Raw genomic sequence first — 15,053 nt, 5'->3', positions numbered from 1 at the left:
TGCGTGGTCCGTCAGCGCGACGGAACTCGTACACGAACTTGGACTGCTATCATTCTATGAGCGATTGGACGGATTATGACGCTGTCCCATAAATATGTTGGAGATTGTCCTTCGCTCTCCCGCTTCCCTCCATACCCCATGAGCATATGAGCCTCGCTCCCGTCCTATGTCGCCCCGCGCAAACAAAAAATGCCGCCCTTCCCCATAAGGAAGAGCGGCCCGTCAGGCAGAGCTCAGGAGGCGACAGCGATCGGCTCGCCGTTCGACCAGCGATATTCCGGCGCCTTCACCGGCACGTAATAAGACGCATCGACAAGATACTCTCTCAGATCCTCGTCCGCCGCGGGCTCGCCCCCCGTCTTGCCGACGGCCGTTGCGATATCGAGCGCGTAGTCGAGGTACACGGCGCCGTTCTCGTCGATCATATAGTCCAGACTTTGGCCGGAGAACATGCTGTTTACCGAAGCCAGCTTCGTGCCAAGCTTGTCCGCATCGAGCGTCCAGAAGCCAGCGTACCGAAGCTCGCCGGAAGGAAGCCCCCCGCCGTGGTTGTCCCGATACGCATCGACCTTCTTCTGAACGTCCGACGCCTGCTGGTAGACGACGATATCGAGCAGCTTCACCTGGGGATCGGTCTCTTCGTCGATCAGCAGGAACTGGTCCTTGCCGCCGTTCTCGAACGCCACCTTCGGGATGCTGCCCAAGTAATTCATTCTCTTCAGCTTCGCCAGATCGAGCTTGAACTTCTCGTACTTCGGAACCGTCTCGTCCGCACTTACGATCGGCAGGAGCCCCGTGCTCGTCTGATACTGCTCGACCGCGTCCGTCACGGTCAGCACGGCCTGCCGGGCCGACGGGTCGTTCCCCGGCGTCTGCTCCTCCGGATAGAGGCAGCCGGAGAGCGCAAGCGCCATGACGGCCACCGCCGCCGCCGAAGCCGCCCGCTTGCCCGCCTTCAACCCCTTAGCTAGATTCCATCCCATGTCGGTCTTCCCTCCGCGTTCACCACAAATCTTCTTCCTGCTGCTCCAGCAGCCTGCGCCGGATCGCCGCCTTAAGCGGGTCCTCCGGCACCGTCAAGGCGACATCGCCCCGCACCCTTGCCTGACAGCTTAATCGCATTCCCTCGTCCAGCAGCGGGCCGAGCTTCCGCTCTTCCGGAGCGGTAGGCCGGTTCAAGCCGCCGGCCGTCTCCGGTTCGATGCGCACCTTGCACATCAGGCAGCCGGCAACTCCGCCGCACCGGGTCCGCACCGGCACTCCCGCGCGGCGCGCCGCGTCCAGCAGGGACGTCCCCGCGCGAACCGCTGCCGTCGGCCCATTCGGAAGGAAAGCCACCTTGCACAAGGGACCATGAGCCATCCCGCTCCCCTCCTTATCCGCTCTCCGGACCGGAGCCGCTTCAGAAGTATGTCTTGTTCCGGGCGACAATCGTCCCGACCCGCGCGACGACCGCCTGGCAGCCAAGCCGATAGCCCTGCTCCAGCTCGTCCTCGCCGAGCCGGTACCATTCCGCATCGGTCACCTCTTCGAGCAAGTCCGCCCCTTCCGATACGAGGCAGCGGCATCTCGCGCACGTTCCTCTGGAACAGTTGAACTGCCAATCGATCTTCGCTTGCGCGGCAAGAGTCAGCAGGCTGACCCCGGTGCGCGGCTCGACGGTGGCGGTGAGGGTTCTTCCCGTTAACGTAATCATTGCTGCAACCCCCGAGTAGGCTTCTCTTATACGATAGCGATGAATCCGCAGAGCATTCCGAACAGCAGGCAGGCGAATGCGACAAGCGACAGGCCGAAGCGGAGAACCCCCTTGGTCTTCGCCCGCGCGAACATCACAACGACCGCCGCCAATACCATCAAGCCGATCCCGACAAACGAGACCCACATCTTCATCATCGGATCCATAATCGCGACTCTACCCTTTCTGCGAACCCTGATAAAAATCCTGAATATTATACCATTTACGACTCGTGATGAAAAGAAATCCCCGCAGGCGACTGGCGCCGGCGGGGAATCTCCGCGATTCAAGGAACCGTGTGCTATTGCTATCTCTTCATCATCATCTTCATCAAGCCTTCGATGCTGTCGATGTTCATCCCGCTCTTCTTGACGGCGCCGACGATCTCCTTGACCGTGTCCTCCGACACCGGAACGCCCGCCATCGACGACACCTGCTTGATCAACTGGCGGATTTGCGCTTCGCTCTGCAGCGTGCTCGGCGTGACGCCTCCCGCGATTTTTTTGATCGAATTCTCGGATATCGTTTTGCCCGTCTTCTTGTTGACGGCGCCAAGAATGTCCTTGGAAAATTTCTTGTCCATATTCGCCCTCCTCCGGGATTCTGCCTTGTATCCTATGAAGGGGAGGGCCAAACGGTGTAGGCGGGCAGACTGGCGACAAGCGATCGTCTACAAGTTTAAATTCTCGTATTCGTGCGTGCGAACGCGTCCCATCAAGGCGCCGACCGCCTCGGAAGGAGATTTGCCTTCGAACAGCACCTTGTACAACTGCTGCGTAATCGGCATCTCGACGTCATGAAGCTCGGCCAGCCGCTGCGCCGCCTTCGTCGTGCGAACGCCTTCGACGACCATGCCCATCCGCTCCAGCACTTCTTCGAGAGCGAGGCCTTGCGCCAGCATGGAGCCGGCTCGCCAATTCCGGCTGTGCCGGCTTGTGCAGGTGACGATAAGATCGCCGACGCCGGCCAGGCCGGCGAACGTCATCGGGTTCGCGCCCATCGCGTTCCCGAGCCTCGCGATCTCGGCGAGGCCGCGGGTGATGAGCGCCGCCTTCGCGTTGTCCCCGAAGCCGAGCCCGTCGGACAGGCCGGCCCCGAGCGCGATGATGTTCTTGATGGCGCCCGCCGTCTCGACGCCGACGATGTCGGAATTCGTATAGACGCGGAAGTACGAATCGTTCATGAACAGGTCCTGGGCCGCCTCGGCGCAATCCAGACGCCTGGAAGCGACGACGACCGTCGTCGGATGCCGTTCGATGACTTCTTCCGCATGACTCGGGCCGGACAGGTCGACGATCTCGTCCTCGGGCCGCCCGAGCTCTTCCGACAGCACGACGGACATCCGCTTCATCGTATCGGTCTCGAACCCTTTGGTCGCGTGAACGATCAACGTATCGCGGCTCAGGAACGGAGCGGCCGCGCGAGCGACCTCCCGCGTTGCGGAGGACGGAGAGACGAACACGACGGCGGCCGCGCCCGTCACGGCCGAGGCGAGATCCGTCACGGCCATGATTCCTTCCGGCAGCTTGGCATCCTTAAGGAACCGCGAATTGCTGCGTTCTTCGTTGATCTCCTTCGCCTGATTGGCATTGCGGGTCCAGAGCGTTACCTCGTGGCCGTTGTCCGCAAGCACCCTGGCGAGAGCGGTTCCCCAGCTTCCCGCGACCAGCACGGTTACGGCTTTACGCTCCATGAGGCTCTCCCTTCTTCCCGCTGCCAAGCTTGTTCTCGGTTCCGTTCAGAAGCTTGACGATGTTCCTCCGGTGCCTCGCAATGGCCAGGACGGCGATAACGACCGCGCCCCAGATATAAGGAGCGCTCCAGCCCCCGATCGCCAGAATGATCGGCACAAGCACGACGAGCAGCATCGAGCCGAGCGACACATAACGCGTGACAACGATAATAATAATCGCGATGATGCCGGCGATAAGAACCGGGATGAAGCAGAGGCTCGCCATAACCCCGACGGTCGTGGAGATTCCCTTGCCCCCCTTGAAGCGGAAGTAGATCGGCCAATTATGGCCCGCAATCGCGGCCAGACCGCACAGAACGGGCACCCAATCGGAATCGCCGCCGAGCCACCGGCCAAGCAGCACGGCGACAATTCCCTTCAGGATATCCAGCAGGAACACGGCGATCCCCGGCCCCTTGCCGAGCACGCGGAGCGTGTTGGTCGCTCCCGCATTGCCGCTGCCGTGTTGGCGAATATCGGTCTTCATGAGCCAGCGCGCGATGAGGATGCTGAACGATACGGAGCCTAGCAAATAACTGATCGCAATCGCGATAATGGATGCGGTCACGGAAGCAGTCTCTCCTATTCTTGGTCGGACTTGCGCCGAGTGAACAGCCTCAGCGGCGTTCCTTCGAAGTCGAACGCAGCCCTGATCTTATTTTCCAGAAAACGCTCATACGAGAAATGCATCAGCTCCGGATCGTTGACGAACACAAGCAGAGTCGGCGGCTTGACCGCCACCTGGGTGACGTAATTGATCCGCAGCCTTCTGCCCTTGTCGGTCGGAGGCGGCGTCACGGCCACCGCATCGGATACGATGTCGTTCAGGACATGCGTCGGAATGCGCATCGCATGCTGCTCCGCGACGCGGTCGATGACCGGGAACAGCTTCTGCAGGCGCTGCTTCGTCTTGGCGGACAGGAACACGATCGGCGCGTAAGACATGAAGAGGAAGTGGTCGCGGATGGTGGTCGTGAAGTTCTGCATCGTCTTCTCGTCCTTCTCCACGGCATCCCACTTGTTGACGACGAACACCGATGCCTTGCCGAGCTCGTGCGCGTAGCCTGCGATATGCTTATCCTGCTCGATGATGCCTTCCTCGCCGTTGATGACGATCAGCGCAACGTCGGCACGCTCGATCGCCTTCATCGAACGCATGACGCTGTACTTCTCCGTCGTCTCGTACACCTTGCCGCGCTTGCGCATGCCCGCCGTGTCGATCAGCACGTACTTCTGTCCGTCCTTCTCGAACGGGGTGTCGATCGCATCGCGGGTCGTGCCGGCGACCTCGCTGACGATAACGCGCTCTTCTCCGAGAATCGCATTGACGAGCGAGGACTTCCCGACGTTCGGTCTGCCGATGAGGGCGACCTTGATAACGTCGTCGTCATATTCCTGGTCTTCCTTGACCGGAAGCAGCTTGACTGCCGCATCCAGCAAGTCGCCGATCCCGATTCCGTGAGAGCCCGAGAGCGCGACCGGGTCTCCGAAGCCCAGGCTGTAGAACTCATAAATATCGTCCATCCGTTGAAGGTTATCCACTTTGTTGACCGCAACGACAACCGGCTTCCCAGAGCGGAACAGAATCTGGGCCACCTCATCGTCCGAGTTCGTCACTCCGGATTTGGCATCCACCATGAACACGATAACGTCCGCTTCCTCGATCGCAAGCTCTGCCTGCACACGAATAAGACGAAGCATGCCGTCATCTCCGTCGATCTCGATGCCGCCGGTATCGATCACGCTGAACGCGACGCCGTTCCATTCTCCGGTTCCATAGATACGATCCCGGGTCACTCCGGGCTTGTCCTCCACGATGGCCAGCCGGTCGCCGATAATCCGGTTAAAAATCGTGGACTTGCCAACATTCGGCCTCCCCACGATGGCGATTACGGGTCTTGCCATGCCTTCACTCCTCAATTAGCTTCATCATACATACAACCATCATCATAACAAAAAAATCCGGGAATGGCTAACGCTTCTTCTTGCCCCTTCCCTCTCCTGCTTTTCAATCGTCCTTCGGCGTCAGGGCGGCCTTCAATGCCGATCCACCAGAATGTACAGGTCCTCGGCAAGCCGGTGCGCGGCCGCGTCAACGATTTTCTCGATCAGCCCGGCCAGAGCCATCGTCTCCTTCGCATCGCCCGCGTAGAAGATAGGCAGGCCGCCGCCCGCCTTCGTCCTGTCGCTGGTCACGACCGCCACGATATTAGCCATTCGGCATCGCCCCTCCCTTGCGATGGTTCGCTTCCGTCGGCATCCGGACCGCCGCTTCGAGCAGCGGAACGTCGCTGACAGCCCTCAGCGCGACCTCGCGGTCGTGCTCGCGCGGCAGCAGCAGAATGCCCAGCCGGCCGGAATGCAAGTCGAGCTTGGCCAGCGGCAGCAGCGCCGGCTCCCCGTCGTCGCGATAGACGCCAAGGCGCACCGACACGTCGTGCAGAATCGCCTGGCGCTGCCCGAGGTTCGAGATCGTCACCTTCGCATCGTCGCTTCTCGGCGTGAGCACGAAGCCCATCCCGATCTCGCGGATGATTCTCTGATTGTCTTCAAGCCCGACATTCATCATGTAGATCCCGCCGACGGAGACGTCCGGTCCATCCACCTCGACCTCCGCGAACTCGATCGTCGCCGCGTCCTTGATCGTCTTCCCTCTTCGGAACCGTATAACGATCAACAGGCAGAGAATGCCGACGATCGCACCGACGATCCAGCCGAACAAGGCGACTCCCAAACTCGTCAGGAAGGCCGCCAGAATCGACAAGTAGTTGCGGCCTTCGAAGACGACGGCCGTGCCTTCTATGTAAGTAATCCCCCGCGGGACGAGCTCCTGCTGGTCGATCGCGCTCAGCGTGTTGCGCTCCATGTTGCGCACCTCGCGGAATTGCTGTGCGGCCATGCCGAGGAACGTAATCGCCGTGAAGTCCTTCTTCAGCAGCGCCGGCACCGCGACCGACCCGAGAGCTGCGGCGATCGTGCCGAGCGCAAGGTGAATGATCTTCCCGTGCGGATAAGCCGGGTATTGGCGGTAGTCGCTCTTCAGCATAAGGAATCGGGTCGCCACTCCGATAACGGTTCCCATCACGACGCCCGTCAGATCCGATTGTTCGAATACCCGCCATGCATTCACGAGCGTTCCCCGCTTTCTCTCCAAGTCAATCTGCTCCAGGCAGCCGCCAGCCTCTGCAGCAGGTAGAACACGATCCGGGAGCATCCGATCGCAAGCCACCAGCCGGCCATCCAGTCGGAATCGCCAAGGATGGCGAAGCCTCGCGACTCGGCGTGAAGCCAGACGTCGGCCAGATGAGCTGCGATCGCTCCTAAGCTGACGGCCAGCCATTGCTCGAGCGGATCGCGCAGAAGCACAGCCGCAATCGTCCCGACCAGCGCCGCGATCGCCCATTCCGGATTCCCGGCGAGCAGGAAGGGGAGCAGGAATGCCAGCTTCCCGAGGAACAACGCGATGGAGCCGAGCAGCAATCCCGCGGCCAGCGCGGTCCAGCGGCGCACCGCCTCCAAGCGCAAGCAAGCGGCCAGCGCCGCAACGGCAATCAGGACGAGCCCGAGATTCACTTCGGCAAGCGTCCCGAGCGGAACGACACGGCCGAACGCGAACGGCCAAGCGGCGAGGAATAAGGAGACACTCCATTCCGGCACCCCGAACGCAAGCTCCTTGCGCCAGCCGCACCACCAGAGAATCAGCGCCGCCAGCCAGACGACGAAGCACAACAAGCCGGGCTGCATCCTCTCTCCCCCTCCCCCGCTCCCGCGAACCTCATTCCGGGCATCGTCCGCCCGACGTCGCTTAGTATTTGCCATTCCACGCAAAAAAAGCCCCCGGAAGCGAATCCTTCCGGGGACTTGATCGTCATTGGACTTATTTGAACTTGCTCAGCTTGTCGCCGAACTTCTCGCCAAGCGTGAAGCTCATCGTCTCTGCCGGCGGCAGGTCCACGTTCTCGCGCGGAGCACGCGGTCCGCGAGGAGCACGATCGCCGCGCGGTTCGCGTTCTTCGCGAGGAGGAGCTTCTTCCGTCTCCTTGATGGAGAGGGAGACGCGCTTCTCGGCCGGGTTGAAGTCGAGAATCTTCGCCTTCACTTCTTGGCCTTCCTTCAGCACTTCGAACGGCGTCGCGATGTGGCGATGCGCGATCTGGGAGATATGAACGAGGCCTTCCACGCCCGGTGCGATCTCGACGAACGCGCCGAAGCTGACGAGGCGCTTCACAACGCCCGTTACGATCTCGCCGGTCTGGAACTGGCCGGCAGCCGTCTCCCAAGGACCCGGTTGCGCGGCCTTGATGCTCAGGCTGATCTTGCCGATCGACGGATCGACCTTGAGAACCTTGACCGTCACGCTTTGTCCTTCGGATACAGCGTCGGCCGGATGAGCCACGTGTGTCCAAGCGATCTCGGATACGTGCACGAGGCCGTCGATGCCGCCGATGTCCACGAACGCGCCGAACGGAGTCAGGCGTTGAACCGTTCCTTCGATCACTTGACCCGGAACGAGGCTTGCCATGATCTCTTGCTTCTGCGCTTCGTATTCCGCTTCCAGAACTTCCTTGGCGGACAGGATCACCTTGTTGTTCTCGCGGTCGATCTCTTTGATCTTCACGCGAATCGTGCGACCCTTGTAGCCGGAGAAGTCTTCCACGAAGTGGCGCTCGACCATCGAAGCCGGGATGAAGCCGCGAACGCCGATGTCGGCGACCAGGCCGCCCTTAACGACGTCTGCGATCGTTACTTCAAGCACTTCGCCGTTGTCGAACTTCGCTTGAAGCTCATCCCAAGCCTTCGTGCTGTCGATCTGACGCTTGGAGAGAACGAGGCTCTCCTTCGCATCGTTGATGCTGACTACCTTCGCTTCGACTTCTTGGCCGAGTTGAACGGCTTCCGAAGCGTTATCCAGGCTTACGGAAGACAGTTCGCGAAGCGGAATGACGCCGTCGTATTTATATCCAAGGCTAACGAACGCTTGGTTATCATCGATTTTGACGATCGTTCCCTTGACGGTGTCGCCCTTCTTGATGGATACGACATTCTCGAGCGCATCCTGGCTTACCGCTTCGGAAGCCGAATCCTGAACATTGATTTCTTCAGACATGAAAATACCTCCTCAGATCTACCCCAACTTTATTTAAACCCGCTTCGTTCGCGGCGTTTAAATCGCTCTTAGTTAACCCAATTATACCCGTAGTATGATGGATATTCCGGCTAATCATTCATGCCGAACCGATTCGCCGTCAGTTCGTCGGCTTGCCGGTGCGAAGCAACTCGCGAATCCGGGCCATCAATTCGTCGGTCGCGGCGTCCAGATCCTCTTCGCCCTTCACCAGATACGGCGAGAGATCGAGCGGCTCGCCATAGATGGCAACCATCTTGCGGAACCAACGGTACTCTCCGACGAGAGCGACCGGAACGACTGCGGCGCCGGCCCTGACCGCCATGCTGATCGCGCCTCGCTTGCCCATCGCCACGCCTTCGACCCGCTCTCCCTTCCGGGTGCCCTCCGGGAAGATTCCCATGACCTTGCCTTCGCGAAGAAGGTTGATCGCGGTGCGAATCGCTTCCTTGCTGACGCCGCCGCGCTTGACCGGGAAGGCGCCGACCGCCCGAATCGCGGCACCGAACACCGGGATGCGGAACAGCTCTTCCTTCGCCATGTAGTGAACCATGCGAGGGACGGCGATGCCTAACGTAATGGGATCGAATAAACTCTTATGATTGCTTGCGAGCACCACGGCGCCGTCCTTCGGAATGTTGGAGACGCCTCTGGCTTCGAACCGGAACGCGACCTTGAAGAAGGCACGCAACAATGATCTGGCAAACCCGTATAGCATAATTTACTTCTCCCCCGCCGAAATGGTTCTCGTCGCAGCTCTTCCCCATTCCGAGATTCGATCCGCGACCTCCTGAACGGACAGCCCGGTCGAATCGAGGTACCTCGCGTCCGGCGCTTGCAGGAGAGGCGCGAATTCCCTCTCTTGGTCCTTCCGGTCCCGCTCGGCGATATCGATCTCCAGTTGATCAAGCGTGATGCCCGGGTTGTCCCCCAGCTCCTTGAACCGCCGCAGCGCCCTCTCTCTCGGCGAAGCGGTCAGGAACACCTTGAGCTCGGCGTCCGGAAGCACATGGGTACCGATATCTCTGCCGTCCATGACGACGCCCTTCGAATCGGCCATTCGCCGCTGAAGGTCCGCCATTCGCCGACGCACCGCCTCGATGGCCGAGACGGCCGAGACGTTCCGGTTGACCTCGTGGGTTCTAAGCTTGGCGGTGATATCGCTTCCGCCTGCCAGCACGCGCTGACCGTCGTCTCCCGGAAGAAGCTCGATCGCAAGCTCGCGAGCGAGAAGGCCGATCTCCGCCTCTTGCTCCGAAGACAATCCGCGTTCCAAGGCAATCGCAGTGACTGCCCGGTACATCGCTCCCGTATCGACATAGATATACTGGAGCGCGTTAGCGACGAGACGGGCTACGGTGCTCTTGCCGGCTCCGGCCGGCCCGTCGATCGCAATATTGATTCGGTGACTCGACTGAACTCCCATAGTGTAAGACAAGAGCCTCCTAATCAACTACCGTTAAGAAAAAAGCAGGCAGGCGCTGCCTGCCGCGGATGAGAAAATTATACCACAGCCCGCCCCGCGAATGCAAAAACAAGCGCAATCAGCGAACGCTGCGGCTCGAAACGTAAGGAATCCCTTCCCATTCGTCCGTATTCGTCAGATGATGTCTAAGCAGCGGGAGCCGAAGCGCAATCTGCGCGACGAGCAGCGCGACCGCAAGCCAAGCCGCGGTCCGGAGCAGGATGCGGCTTCCCCGCTTCAGCCAATCTTCGTCCCGATTCGGGGCGCTTGAGCGATTCCTCACGGATCATCAGTCCTTGCGCATGTCGAGTTGTCGCTCGAAGCAATAGCGGATGACCTTCTGCTGCTCCGAGTCCTGAATGTCGTCGAACCTCATCATAACCATGTAATGCTTCGGCTCCACTTCGTTCACCCGGACGACCTCGCCGATGAACTGGGCGTGCGTGACGGTATTCGTGCGGAAGGGGACGAGCAGCCAGCAGTTCAGCTTCATTCCCTTGACGATCGGCCACTTGCGCTCGCAGCGGAACGAGATGCCGCCGCCGCCGACATCCGCCGTCAATGCCGTGAAGCGCACCTTCTCGCCGAGTCTCACCGCGATCTCAAGCTCCGTCTCTACCCGCAGGAAGCTGCGCCGCTGCTCCTTCGAGATCTCGTCCGGATGCGGCATGCGGATCTCGATCAGCGTGACGACGTCCTTGGCGATGCCTCTGACAACGGTCGTGAATTGATGTTTGACGCCGTCGGCCGTATAGTAGCTGGCCGTCATCTGCTCCCCGGGCTGGGTGCGATAATACCGTTTGGTCTCTTCGTTCATCGGAATTTCGATAAAGATCGATTCCGCGGTCAAGTCCGCGATTCGGGATCGATAAGTGGGCGCTTGATCCTGGCCGGCTTCGCCGGATATTTGCAAGAACATGGTCTGATTAACTTTGGGAAGCACCCTGAACCCTCCAACTCGCGCGGCATCTTCCATGCGAATTCGCACGGTTTTTGTCCAATTATACCACGCAAGCGGGAAGTGCGGCACCGTCCTTTTGAAGAAAAAACCGCCTCTCGCTTGGGGCAAGCTTAAGGCGGCCGGGCATTCGTTCTTCCGTTACTTCAGCAGCGCCTTGGCCGATTCGGGAATCTTCTCGATCGATTCCTCGACGCCCGTGTCGGCATTGATGTACATCCGATAGCTCGAACCGTTGACCTTGCCGACGAATTCATGGCAGAGCACTTGCTTCTTCTCTTCGTTCTCGATCAGCGACAAGCTGTAGCCCTGCACCTTGAATTCCGGATGGAGCACCTTGGCGGCCTCCTGCTTCGCGATCTTCGGAGCGGCCAGCTTCGTCGTCTTCTCCGCGAAGACATGGTCCTTGGCCTGCAGGCCGACCGCCTCCCCGTTGTCCATGGCGATGCGAACCGTCACCTTGTCCGGATAGACCTTGACATTGTCTTGCTGCCTGACGAACGTGAACACCGAGACGTGATCGTACTGATCGTACGTGATCGGCGTCATGTCCTTGTAGCCGTGCCGAAGAAGGAATTGGGACGCCTTGTTCCTCGTCTCGTCGAGGCTCAGCTTCCGCACGGCGACCTTCCGGGGGTTCATGTACCACAGAAGCTCCCCGCCCTTGCGGGTGTAGTCGAGAGAGAGCTGATCTCCGTTCTTGCTCTTGATCGTGACCGAGTAGATCGGCATCTGCGTCTTCGTGCCGGTCTCTTCGACCTTCACCTCCGACTCCTTGTCCGAGAAGGCGCGCGTACCGAGGAAGGAGAGCGCCTTCTGCTTGATCTCGTCCGAGGAGGTGTCCGGACCGGTCAGCATCTGCACCGTCTTCTTGCTCTTGGTCGACATCGAAGACGGTCCCCAATCGTTCTCGGGGTACGATCCGATCTTCTTGTCGACCGCCTTGAAGCCGTCGATGATCGTGCTGCCTCCCGGCTCGTCCTTGCTCGCCATCGCCACCTCGACGTCCATCCAGCGCAGACGGTCCGAGAGCACCGCGCTCTCGACCTTGTCGAGATCCTTGTTGATGTCCGAAGCCTTGGCGTACAAGGACTTCATCGTCTTCAATTCGTCATTCGTCAGCGGCTGCTTGGTCAGATCCCGCACCGATGTCGAATAAGCGAAGTCGGAGATGCGGGACAGGAAGTCGCTCGCCTGATTAAACGGCAAGAGCGCGAGCGGAAGCTGGTTGACCTCGTTCTGGGCTTCGCTCGTCAGTCTCCATACCTTGACCAGCCCTTTGCGCTGGGCCCCTTGGGAGACGGAATTGACGGCAAGGGTCTGCCCAAGCTCGTCCTGCAGGCGTGACATATGGTTCGTCAAGTCGTGGAACGCACGTTGGTACTGATTCTCCGCCTTGATCAGCACCGAGTTTTTCTCCTGATGCTCCTGGTAGCCCCAGATCAGCGAACCGACCAGCAAGATCGCCGCGATGGGGAACAGAACCGAGCTAAGACGCGCATACATGCAAAAGCCGACCCCTTTCATTCCCATACTGCATTTCGGCGTTAGTGTGGGATGAGGAGGCCGACTTTATTCATGCGGCGGCATTCTAGCACTTCTCTTCGATGGCGAAATCGTCCGCATTGCTGCAGACGCACATCTTGAACCCGGTATCGATGCGCCCGCGGTCCCTTCGTCCCCGGAGGACGAACTTCTCGCCGCACCAATTGCAGCGAATCGTTACTTTAACTCTTAGCGACGACAATCCCATTCCCTCCAACCCGCTTCCGGCTTCGAGGCCGATACTAGGAAGTATGGTCAGGCTTGTCAGAATTTAATCTCTTCCTCGCGCTTGATCCAGCGGAACGGCGATCGGGCATTGGCCCGATTGACGCTGCGGATGCCGCGCAGCCAGAGCACCACCATGAACGGCACGACCACCCACAGCCAATCGGACGGAACCGTCTGCATCAAGAAGTCGTACAAGCCGTGAACGAACCAAGGCGTGAGCAAGGAGATCGCCAGGTGGAGCTTGACGGCTCGTCCGGTAGAGAACTTCGCCCTTCCGAGCGAATAGCCCATATAGACGCCGAACAGCGCGTGGCCGGACACCGGAAGCAGCGCTCGGCTGAGCAGCATGCCGAAGGTAGCCTGCTCGGTGAAGGCGTACAGGACGTTCTCGACCGTCGCGAAGCCGAGCGAGATGGCCGTCGCGTAGACGATGCCATCGTAGGGCTCGTCGAATTCGGTGTGATTATAGATGATGTGGAACAGCACGAACCACTTGACGAACTCCTCCACGCCCGCCGAGATGACGAACGAGAAGGCCACGGGCGAATCGTCGCCCATCCAGAGCATCAAGCCTCGCTGTATGATCATGACCGGCAGCACGATCAGGACGCCGGCCAAGAAGAGCTTCATGACGACATGCAGCGGTTCCGCGTCATAACGATCCTTCCAGTAGAAGTAGGCAAGCAACGCGACCCCTGGAGCGATGGCTGCTGCGAGCACTGACAAGAGTAGCACTCTGCGCCCTCCCCCCTTTCTCATACATATCCCCATTATACAACGGAGCGGCCTTCCCGACATCCCCATGGGACCAAGTTCCTCTTCCGAATCCGGATATCGTGAACAAAAAACGAACAAATCGCGTACGGCGGCTTGCGCTCGCTCGCGACTTGTTCGCATGGCGTACTGCTGGCGATTCCCGAATCGGCCTTGTGCGCCAATCTCAGGAGAAGTTGTCGGCGAGCACCTTGACGGCGTTCGATCCGATGACGAGCTTGCCGTATTCCTCCAGAACGGCCGGCGTAACGGAAGTCGCTTCCCCGAATTCGGCGAGAACGGCGATAAGCGCATGATAGCTTCCCGACTCGAGACTGGCGGGATCGAAGCAGAGGATCCAATGATTCTGGTAACGATACATTCGGCCCTCTTCCGTCAGGTGCGCACTAAGCATCTTGGCCGCACCGATGGCGTCTTCAATATCCCGGAATCGATATATGATGGCTTCGCTCTGTTCGAGCGTAACTTCCATTTCGTACACTTCTTCGTCGATCTCGTCGTCCGACGAAGAATCGGAATCCTTGTCGACCTTGCCTCTTGTGACGATGACGACCATTCCTTGGGCAGGCATTGCGAATACCTCGACTGCAAGCGGCCCCGAAGCGTCGAAGCCCAGCTCGCTGTAGGCTTGATCCATCATCTCGCTAAACAGCTCGTGAACCTTCGGAATCTCCCGCCACATGTCTTCCTTCTGAATTCCGCGTTCCGTCAAGTCGTCAAAGGTAAGGAAAATCCTAATCTTGTCTTGGCTAAGCCGCTCCATCCTCATGACAGGATCCTCCCTTCTGCACACGATGGGTGATATCAGCGTATGACGTGGCATATAATGTGTGAGTGTTTTTTGCTTTTACAGCATTTTATCACTTCTCCCTATGAATTGCACTAGGGAAAACCAACGAAATGAAAAAATCGGCACCCGGCTTCAATTCTGGAAGCGAAGGATGCCGATTTTTTCAGATGTTGGCTTAATTCCGGTGCTCTCCGCCGCGGGAGAAAATCTCGTCCATGGCCTCCTTGACGTCCGGGTCCCGCTCCGCCAGATGCGACAGCTCGGACAGGCCGCTCCGGTGCGAATCCGCATGCTCCGAACGGGAATGGGAGTCGCGGCCTCTTGCCGAAGAATTATCTTTGCCCCCGAATTTCCGGGTCACCATCCGGCCGATGGCATCCTCCTTCATCCCGCTCCATCGGCTCTTCATATGCTCTCCGACCATGCCGGCGGCTGCGTTGACCATCCGGCTGCGCCGGGCGATCATCACGAGGGTCGCCCCCGCCAAAGCGCCCATCAAGAATGTCGTCGTCTTCATCATACGCCCTCCTGCCCGTGGTACAAATAGTGCGGCCTATTGGCCTTCATCGTGTAGTGTGGCCGGATCTGCGAAGCTCATCCTCCAACAAATTAAGGAAGACGCACCGTACCCCGCCGGATCGGGTTATGCTATGATCAGCAGTAGCACACGGACAATCCCACTACTTAGATGAAGGAGCTCA

At 59.5% G+C, this 15,053-nt stretch carries 21 protein-coding genes; all 21 read right to left on the bottom strand.

Annotation, left to right across the window (positions count from 1 at the left end; all coding sequences use genetic code 11):
• Nucleotides 1–233: 233 nt before the first annotated feature.
• Nucleotides 234–983, bottom strand: coding sequence for a hypothetical protein (locus E6C55_RS14190; protein WP_136370459.1), 750 nt, complete (start codon nt 981–983; stop codon nt 234–236).
• A gap of 19 nt (nt 984–1,002) precedes the next feature.
• On the bottom strand, nt 1,003–1,362 hold the full coding sequence (locus tag E6C55_RS14185; RefSeq protein ID WP_136370458.1) for a 2Fe-2S iron-sulfur cluster-binding protein: 360 nt from the start codon (nt 1,360–1,362) through the stop codon (nt 1,003–1,005).
• 40 nt (nt 1,363–1,402) lie between these two features.
• Nucleotides 1,403–1,696 (bottom strand): 2Fe-2S iron-sulfur cluster-binding protein, encoded by a 294-nt coding sequence (locus E6C55_RS14180; RefSeq protein WP_136370457.1) that lies wholly within the window; start codon nt 1,694–1,696, stop codon nt 1,403–1,405.
• Nucleotides 1,697–1,722: 26 nt separating this feature from the next.
• Nucleotides 1,723–1,902: a DUF2768 family protein gene (locus E6C55_RS14175; protein WP_136370456.1), complete on the bottom strand. Its 180-nt coding sequence runs from the start codon at nt 1,900–1,902 to the stop codon at nt 1,723–1,725.
• 140 nt (nt 1,903–2,042) lie between these two features.
• A complete protein-coding gene (locus E6C55_RS14170; RefSeq protein ID WP_136370455.1) occupies nt 2,043–2,318 on the bottom strand; it encodes a stage VI sporulation protein F in 276 nt (91 codons plus the stop codon).
• Between the two features lie 87 nt (nt 2,319–2,405).
• Nucleotides 2,406–3,428: an NAD(P)H-dependent glycerol-3-phosphate dehydrogenase gene (locus E6C55_RS14165; protein WP_136370454.1), complete on the bottom strand. Its 1,023-nt coding sequence runs from the start codon at nt 3,426–3,428 to the stop codon at nt 2,406–2,408.
• Nucleotides 3,418–4,035 (bottom strand): glycerol-3-phosphate 1-O-acyltransferase PlsY, encoded by a 618-nt coding sequence (plsY, locus tag E6C55_RS14160; protein ID WP_136370453.1) that lies wholly within the window; start codon nt 4,033–4,035, stop codon nt 3,418–3,420. The genes E6C55_RS14165 and plsY overlap by 11 nt, the downstream gene beginning before the upstream one ends.
• 14 nt (nt 4,036–4,049) lie before the next feature.
• A complete protein-coding gene (der, locus tag E6C55_RS14155) occupies nt 4,050–5,372 on the bottom strand; it encodes a ribosome biogenesis GTPase Der (protein WP_136370452.1) in 1,323 nt (440 codons plus the stop codon).
• A gap of 132 nt (nt 5,373–5,504) precedes the next feature.
• Nucleotides 5,505–5,684, bottom strand: a complete 180-nt coding sequence (locus E6C55_RS14150; protein ID WP_136370451.1) for a capping complex subunit for YIEGIA — start codon at nt 5,682–5,684, stop codon at nt 5,505–5,507.
• Nucleotides 5,677–6,549: a YIEGIA family protein gene (locus tag E6C55_RS14145; protein WP_230986690.1), complete on the bottom strand. Its 873-nt coding sequence runs from the start codon at nt 6,547–6,549 to the stop codon at nt 5,677–5,679. The genes E6C55_RS14150 and E6C55_RS14145 overlap by 8 nt, the downstream gene beginning before the upstream one ends.
• 44 nt (nt 6,550–6,593) lie before the next feature.
• Nucleotides 6,594–7,211: a hypothetical protein gene (locus E6C55_RS14140; RefSeq protein WP_136370449.1), complete on the bottom strand. Its 618-nt coding sequence runs from the start codon at nt 7,209–7,211 to the stop codon at nt 6,594–6,596.
• Nucleotides 7,212–7,344: 133 nt separating this feature from the next.
• The gene (rpsA, locus tag E6C55_RS14135; protein ID WP_136370448.1) at nt 7,345–8,574 is read right to left on the bottom strand and encodes a 30S ribosomal protein S1; all 1,230 of its coding nucleotides are present in this window, start codon (nt 8,572–8,574) and stop codon (nt 7,345–7,347) included.
• A gap of 139 nt (nt 8,575–8,713) precedes the next feature.
• Entirely contained in the window at nt 8,714–9,310 is a 597-nt protein-coding gene (locus tag E6C55_RS14130; RefSeq protein WP_136370447.1) for a lysophospholipid acyltransferase family protein, read from the bottom strand.
• Nucleotides 9,311–9,313: 3 nt separating this feature from the next.
• Nucleotides 9,314–10,018, bottom strand: coding sequence for a (d)CMP kinase (gene cmk, locus E6C55_RS14125; protein ID WP_136370570.1), 705 nt, complete (start codon nt 10,016–10,018; stop codon nt 9,314–9,316).
• A gap of 118 nt (nt 10,019–10,136) precedes the next feature.
• On the bottom strand, nt 10,137–10,340 hold the full coding sequence (locus E6C55_RS14120; protein ID WP_136370446.1) for a hypothetical protein: 204 nt from the start codon (nt 10,338–10,340) through the stop codon (nt 10,137–10,139).
• Between the two features lie 6 nt (nt 10,341–10,346).
• Complete coding sequence (locus E6C55_RS14115; protein WP_168735638.1) at nt 10,347–11,000, bottom strand: flagellar brake protein; 654 nt, start codon at nt 10,998–11,000, stop codon at nt 10,347–10,349.
• A gap of 156 nt (nt 11,001–11,156) precedes the next feature.
• Nucleotides 11,157–12,521: a germination protein YpeB gene (gene ypeB, locus E6C55_RS14110; protein ID WP_136370444.1), complete on the bottom strand. Its 1,365-nt coding sequence runs from the start codon at nt 12,519–12,521 to the stop codon at nt 11,157–11,159.
• A gap of 85 nt (nt 12,522–12,606) precedes the next feature.
• Nucleotides 12,607–12,762 (bottom strand): hypothetical protein, encoded by a 156-nt coding sequence (locus E6C55_RS33820; RefSeq protein ID WP_168735637.1) that lies wholly within the window; start codon nt 12,760–12,762, stop codon nt 12,607–12,609.
• A gap of 62 nt (nt 12,763–12,824) precedes the next feature.
• Nucleotides 12,825–13,523, bottom strand: a complete 699-nt coding sequence (gene prsW / locus E6C55_RS14105) for a glutamic-type intramembrane protease PrsW (RefSeq protein ID WP_136370443.1) — start codon at nt 13,521–13,523, stop codon at nt 12,825–12,827.
• Nucleotides 13,524–13,728: 205 nt separating this feature from the next.
• Nucleotides 13,729–14,331 (bottom strand): genetic competence negative regulator, encoded by a 603-nt coding sequence (locus tag E6C55_RS14100; protein ID WP_136370442.1) that lies wholly within the window; start codon nt 14,329–14,331, stop codon nt 13,729–13,731.
• A gap of 196 nt (nt 14,332–14,527) precedes the next feature.
• On the bottom strand, nt 14,528–14,869 hold the full coding sequence (locus tag E6C55_RS14095) for a hypothetical protein (protein WP_136370441.1): 342 nt from the start codon (nt 14,867–14,869) through the stop codon (nt 14,528–14,530).
• Nucleotides 14,870–15,053 lie beyond the last annotated feature (184 nt).

The organism is Cohnella fermenti, from assembly GCF_004801405.1.
Classification (GTDB): Bacteria; Bacillota; Bacilli; order Paenibacillales; family Paenibacillaceae; genus Cohnella; species Cohnella fermenti.
This window is presented reverse-complemented; position numbering and strand designations above follow the sequence as displayed.

What these genes read in the sequence shown, in the direction of transcription:
- E6C55_RS14175 (WP_136370456.1), bottom strand. Translation starts at nt 1,902, where the DNA reads ATGGATCCGATGATGAAGATGTGGGTCTCGTTTGTCGGGATCGGCTTG.
- E6C55_RS14185 (WP_136370458.1), bottom strand. Translation starts at nt 1,362, where the DNA reads ATGGCTCATGGTCCCTTGTGCAAGGTGGCTTTCCTTCCGAATGGGCCG.
- E6C55_RS14140 (WP_136370449.1), bottom strand. Translation starts at nt 7,211, where the DNA reads ATGCAGCCCGGCTTGTTGTGCTTCGTCGTCTGGCTGGCGGCGCTGATT.
- rpsA (WP_136370448.1), bottom strand. Translation starts at nt 8,574, where the DNA reads ATGTCTGAAGAAATCAATGTTCAGGATTCGGCTTCCGAAGCGGTAAGC.
- E6C55_RS14165 (WP_136370454.1), bottom strand. Translation starts at nt 3,428, where the DNA reads ATGGAGCGTAAAGCCGTAACCGTGCTGGTCGCGGGAAGCTGGGGAACC.
- E6C55_RS14145 (WP_230986690.1), bottom strand. Translation starts at nt 6,549, where the DNA reads ATGGGAACCGTTATCGGAGTGGCGACCCGATTCCTTATGCTGAAGAGC.
- E6C55_RS14130 (WP_136370447.1), bottom strand. Translation starts at nt 9,310, where the DNA reads ATGCTATACGGGTTTGCCAGATCATTGTTGCGTGCCTTCTTCAAGGTC.
- E6C55_RS14190 (WP_136370459.1), bottom strand. Translation starts at nt 983, where the DNA reads ATGGGATGGAATCTAGCTAAGGGGTTGAAGGCGGGCAAGCGGGCGGCT.
- E6C55_RS14100 (WP_136370442.1), bottom strand. Translation starts at nt 14,331, where the DNA reads ATGAGGATGGAGCGGCTTAGCCAAGACAAGATTAGGATTTTCCTTACC.
- der (WP_136370452.1), bottom strand. Translation starts at nt 5,372, where the DNA reads ATGGCAAGACCCGTAATCGCCATCGTGGGGAGGCCGAATGTTGGCAAG.
- cmk (WP_136370570.1), bottom strand. Translation starts at nt 10,018, where the DNA reads ATGGGAGTTCAGTCGAGTCACCGAATCAATATTGCGATCGACGGGCCG.
- E6C55_RS14095 (WP_136370441.1), bottom strand. Translation starts at nt 14,869, where the DNA reads ATGAAGACGACGACATTCTTGATGGGCGCTTTGGCGGGGGCGACCCTC.
- E6C55_RS14150 (WP_136370451.1), bottom strand. Translation starts at nt 5,684, where the DNA reads ATGGCTAATATCGTGGCGGTCGTGACCAGCGACAGGACGAAGGCGGGC.
- ypeB (WP_136370444.1), bottom strand. Translation starts at nt 12,521, where the DNA reads ATGTATGCGCGTCTTAGCTCGGTTCTGTTCCCCATCGCGGCGATCTTG.
- E6C55_RS14170 (WP_136370455.1), bottom strand. Translation starts at nt 2,318, where the DNA reads ATGGACAAGAAATTTTCCAAGGACATTCTTGGCGCCGTCAACAAGAAG.
- E6C55_RS14180 (WP_136370457.1), bottom strand. Translation starts at nt 1,696, where the DNA reads ATGATTACGTTAACGGGAAGAACCCTCACCGCCACCGTCGAGCCGCGC.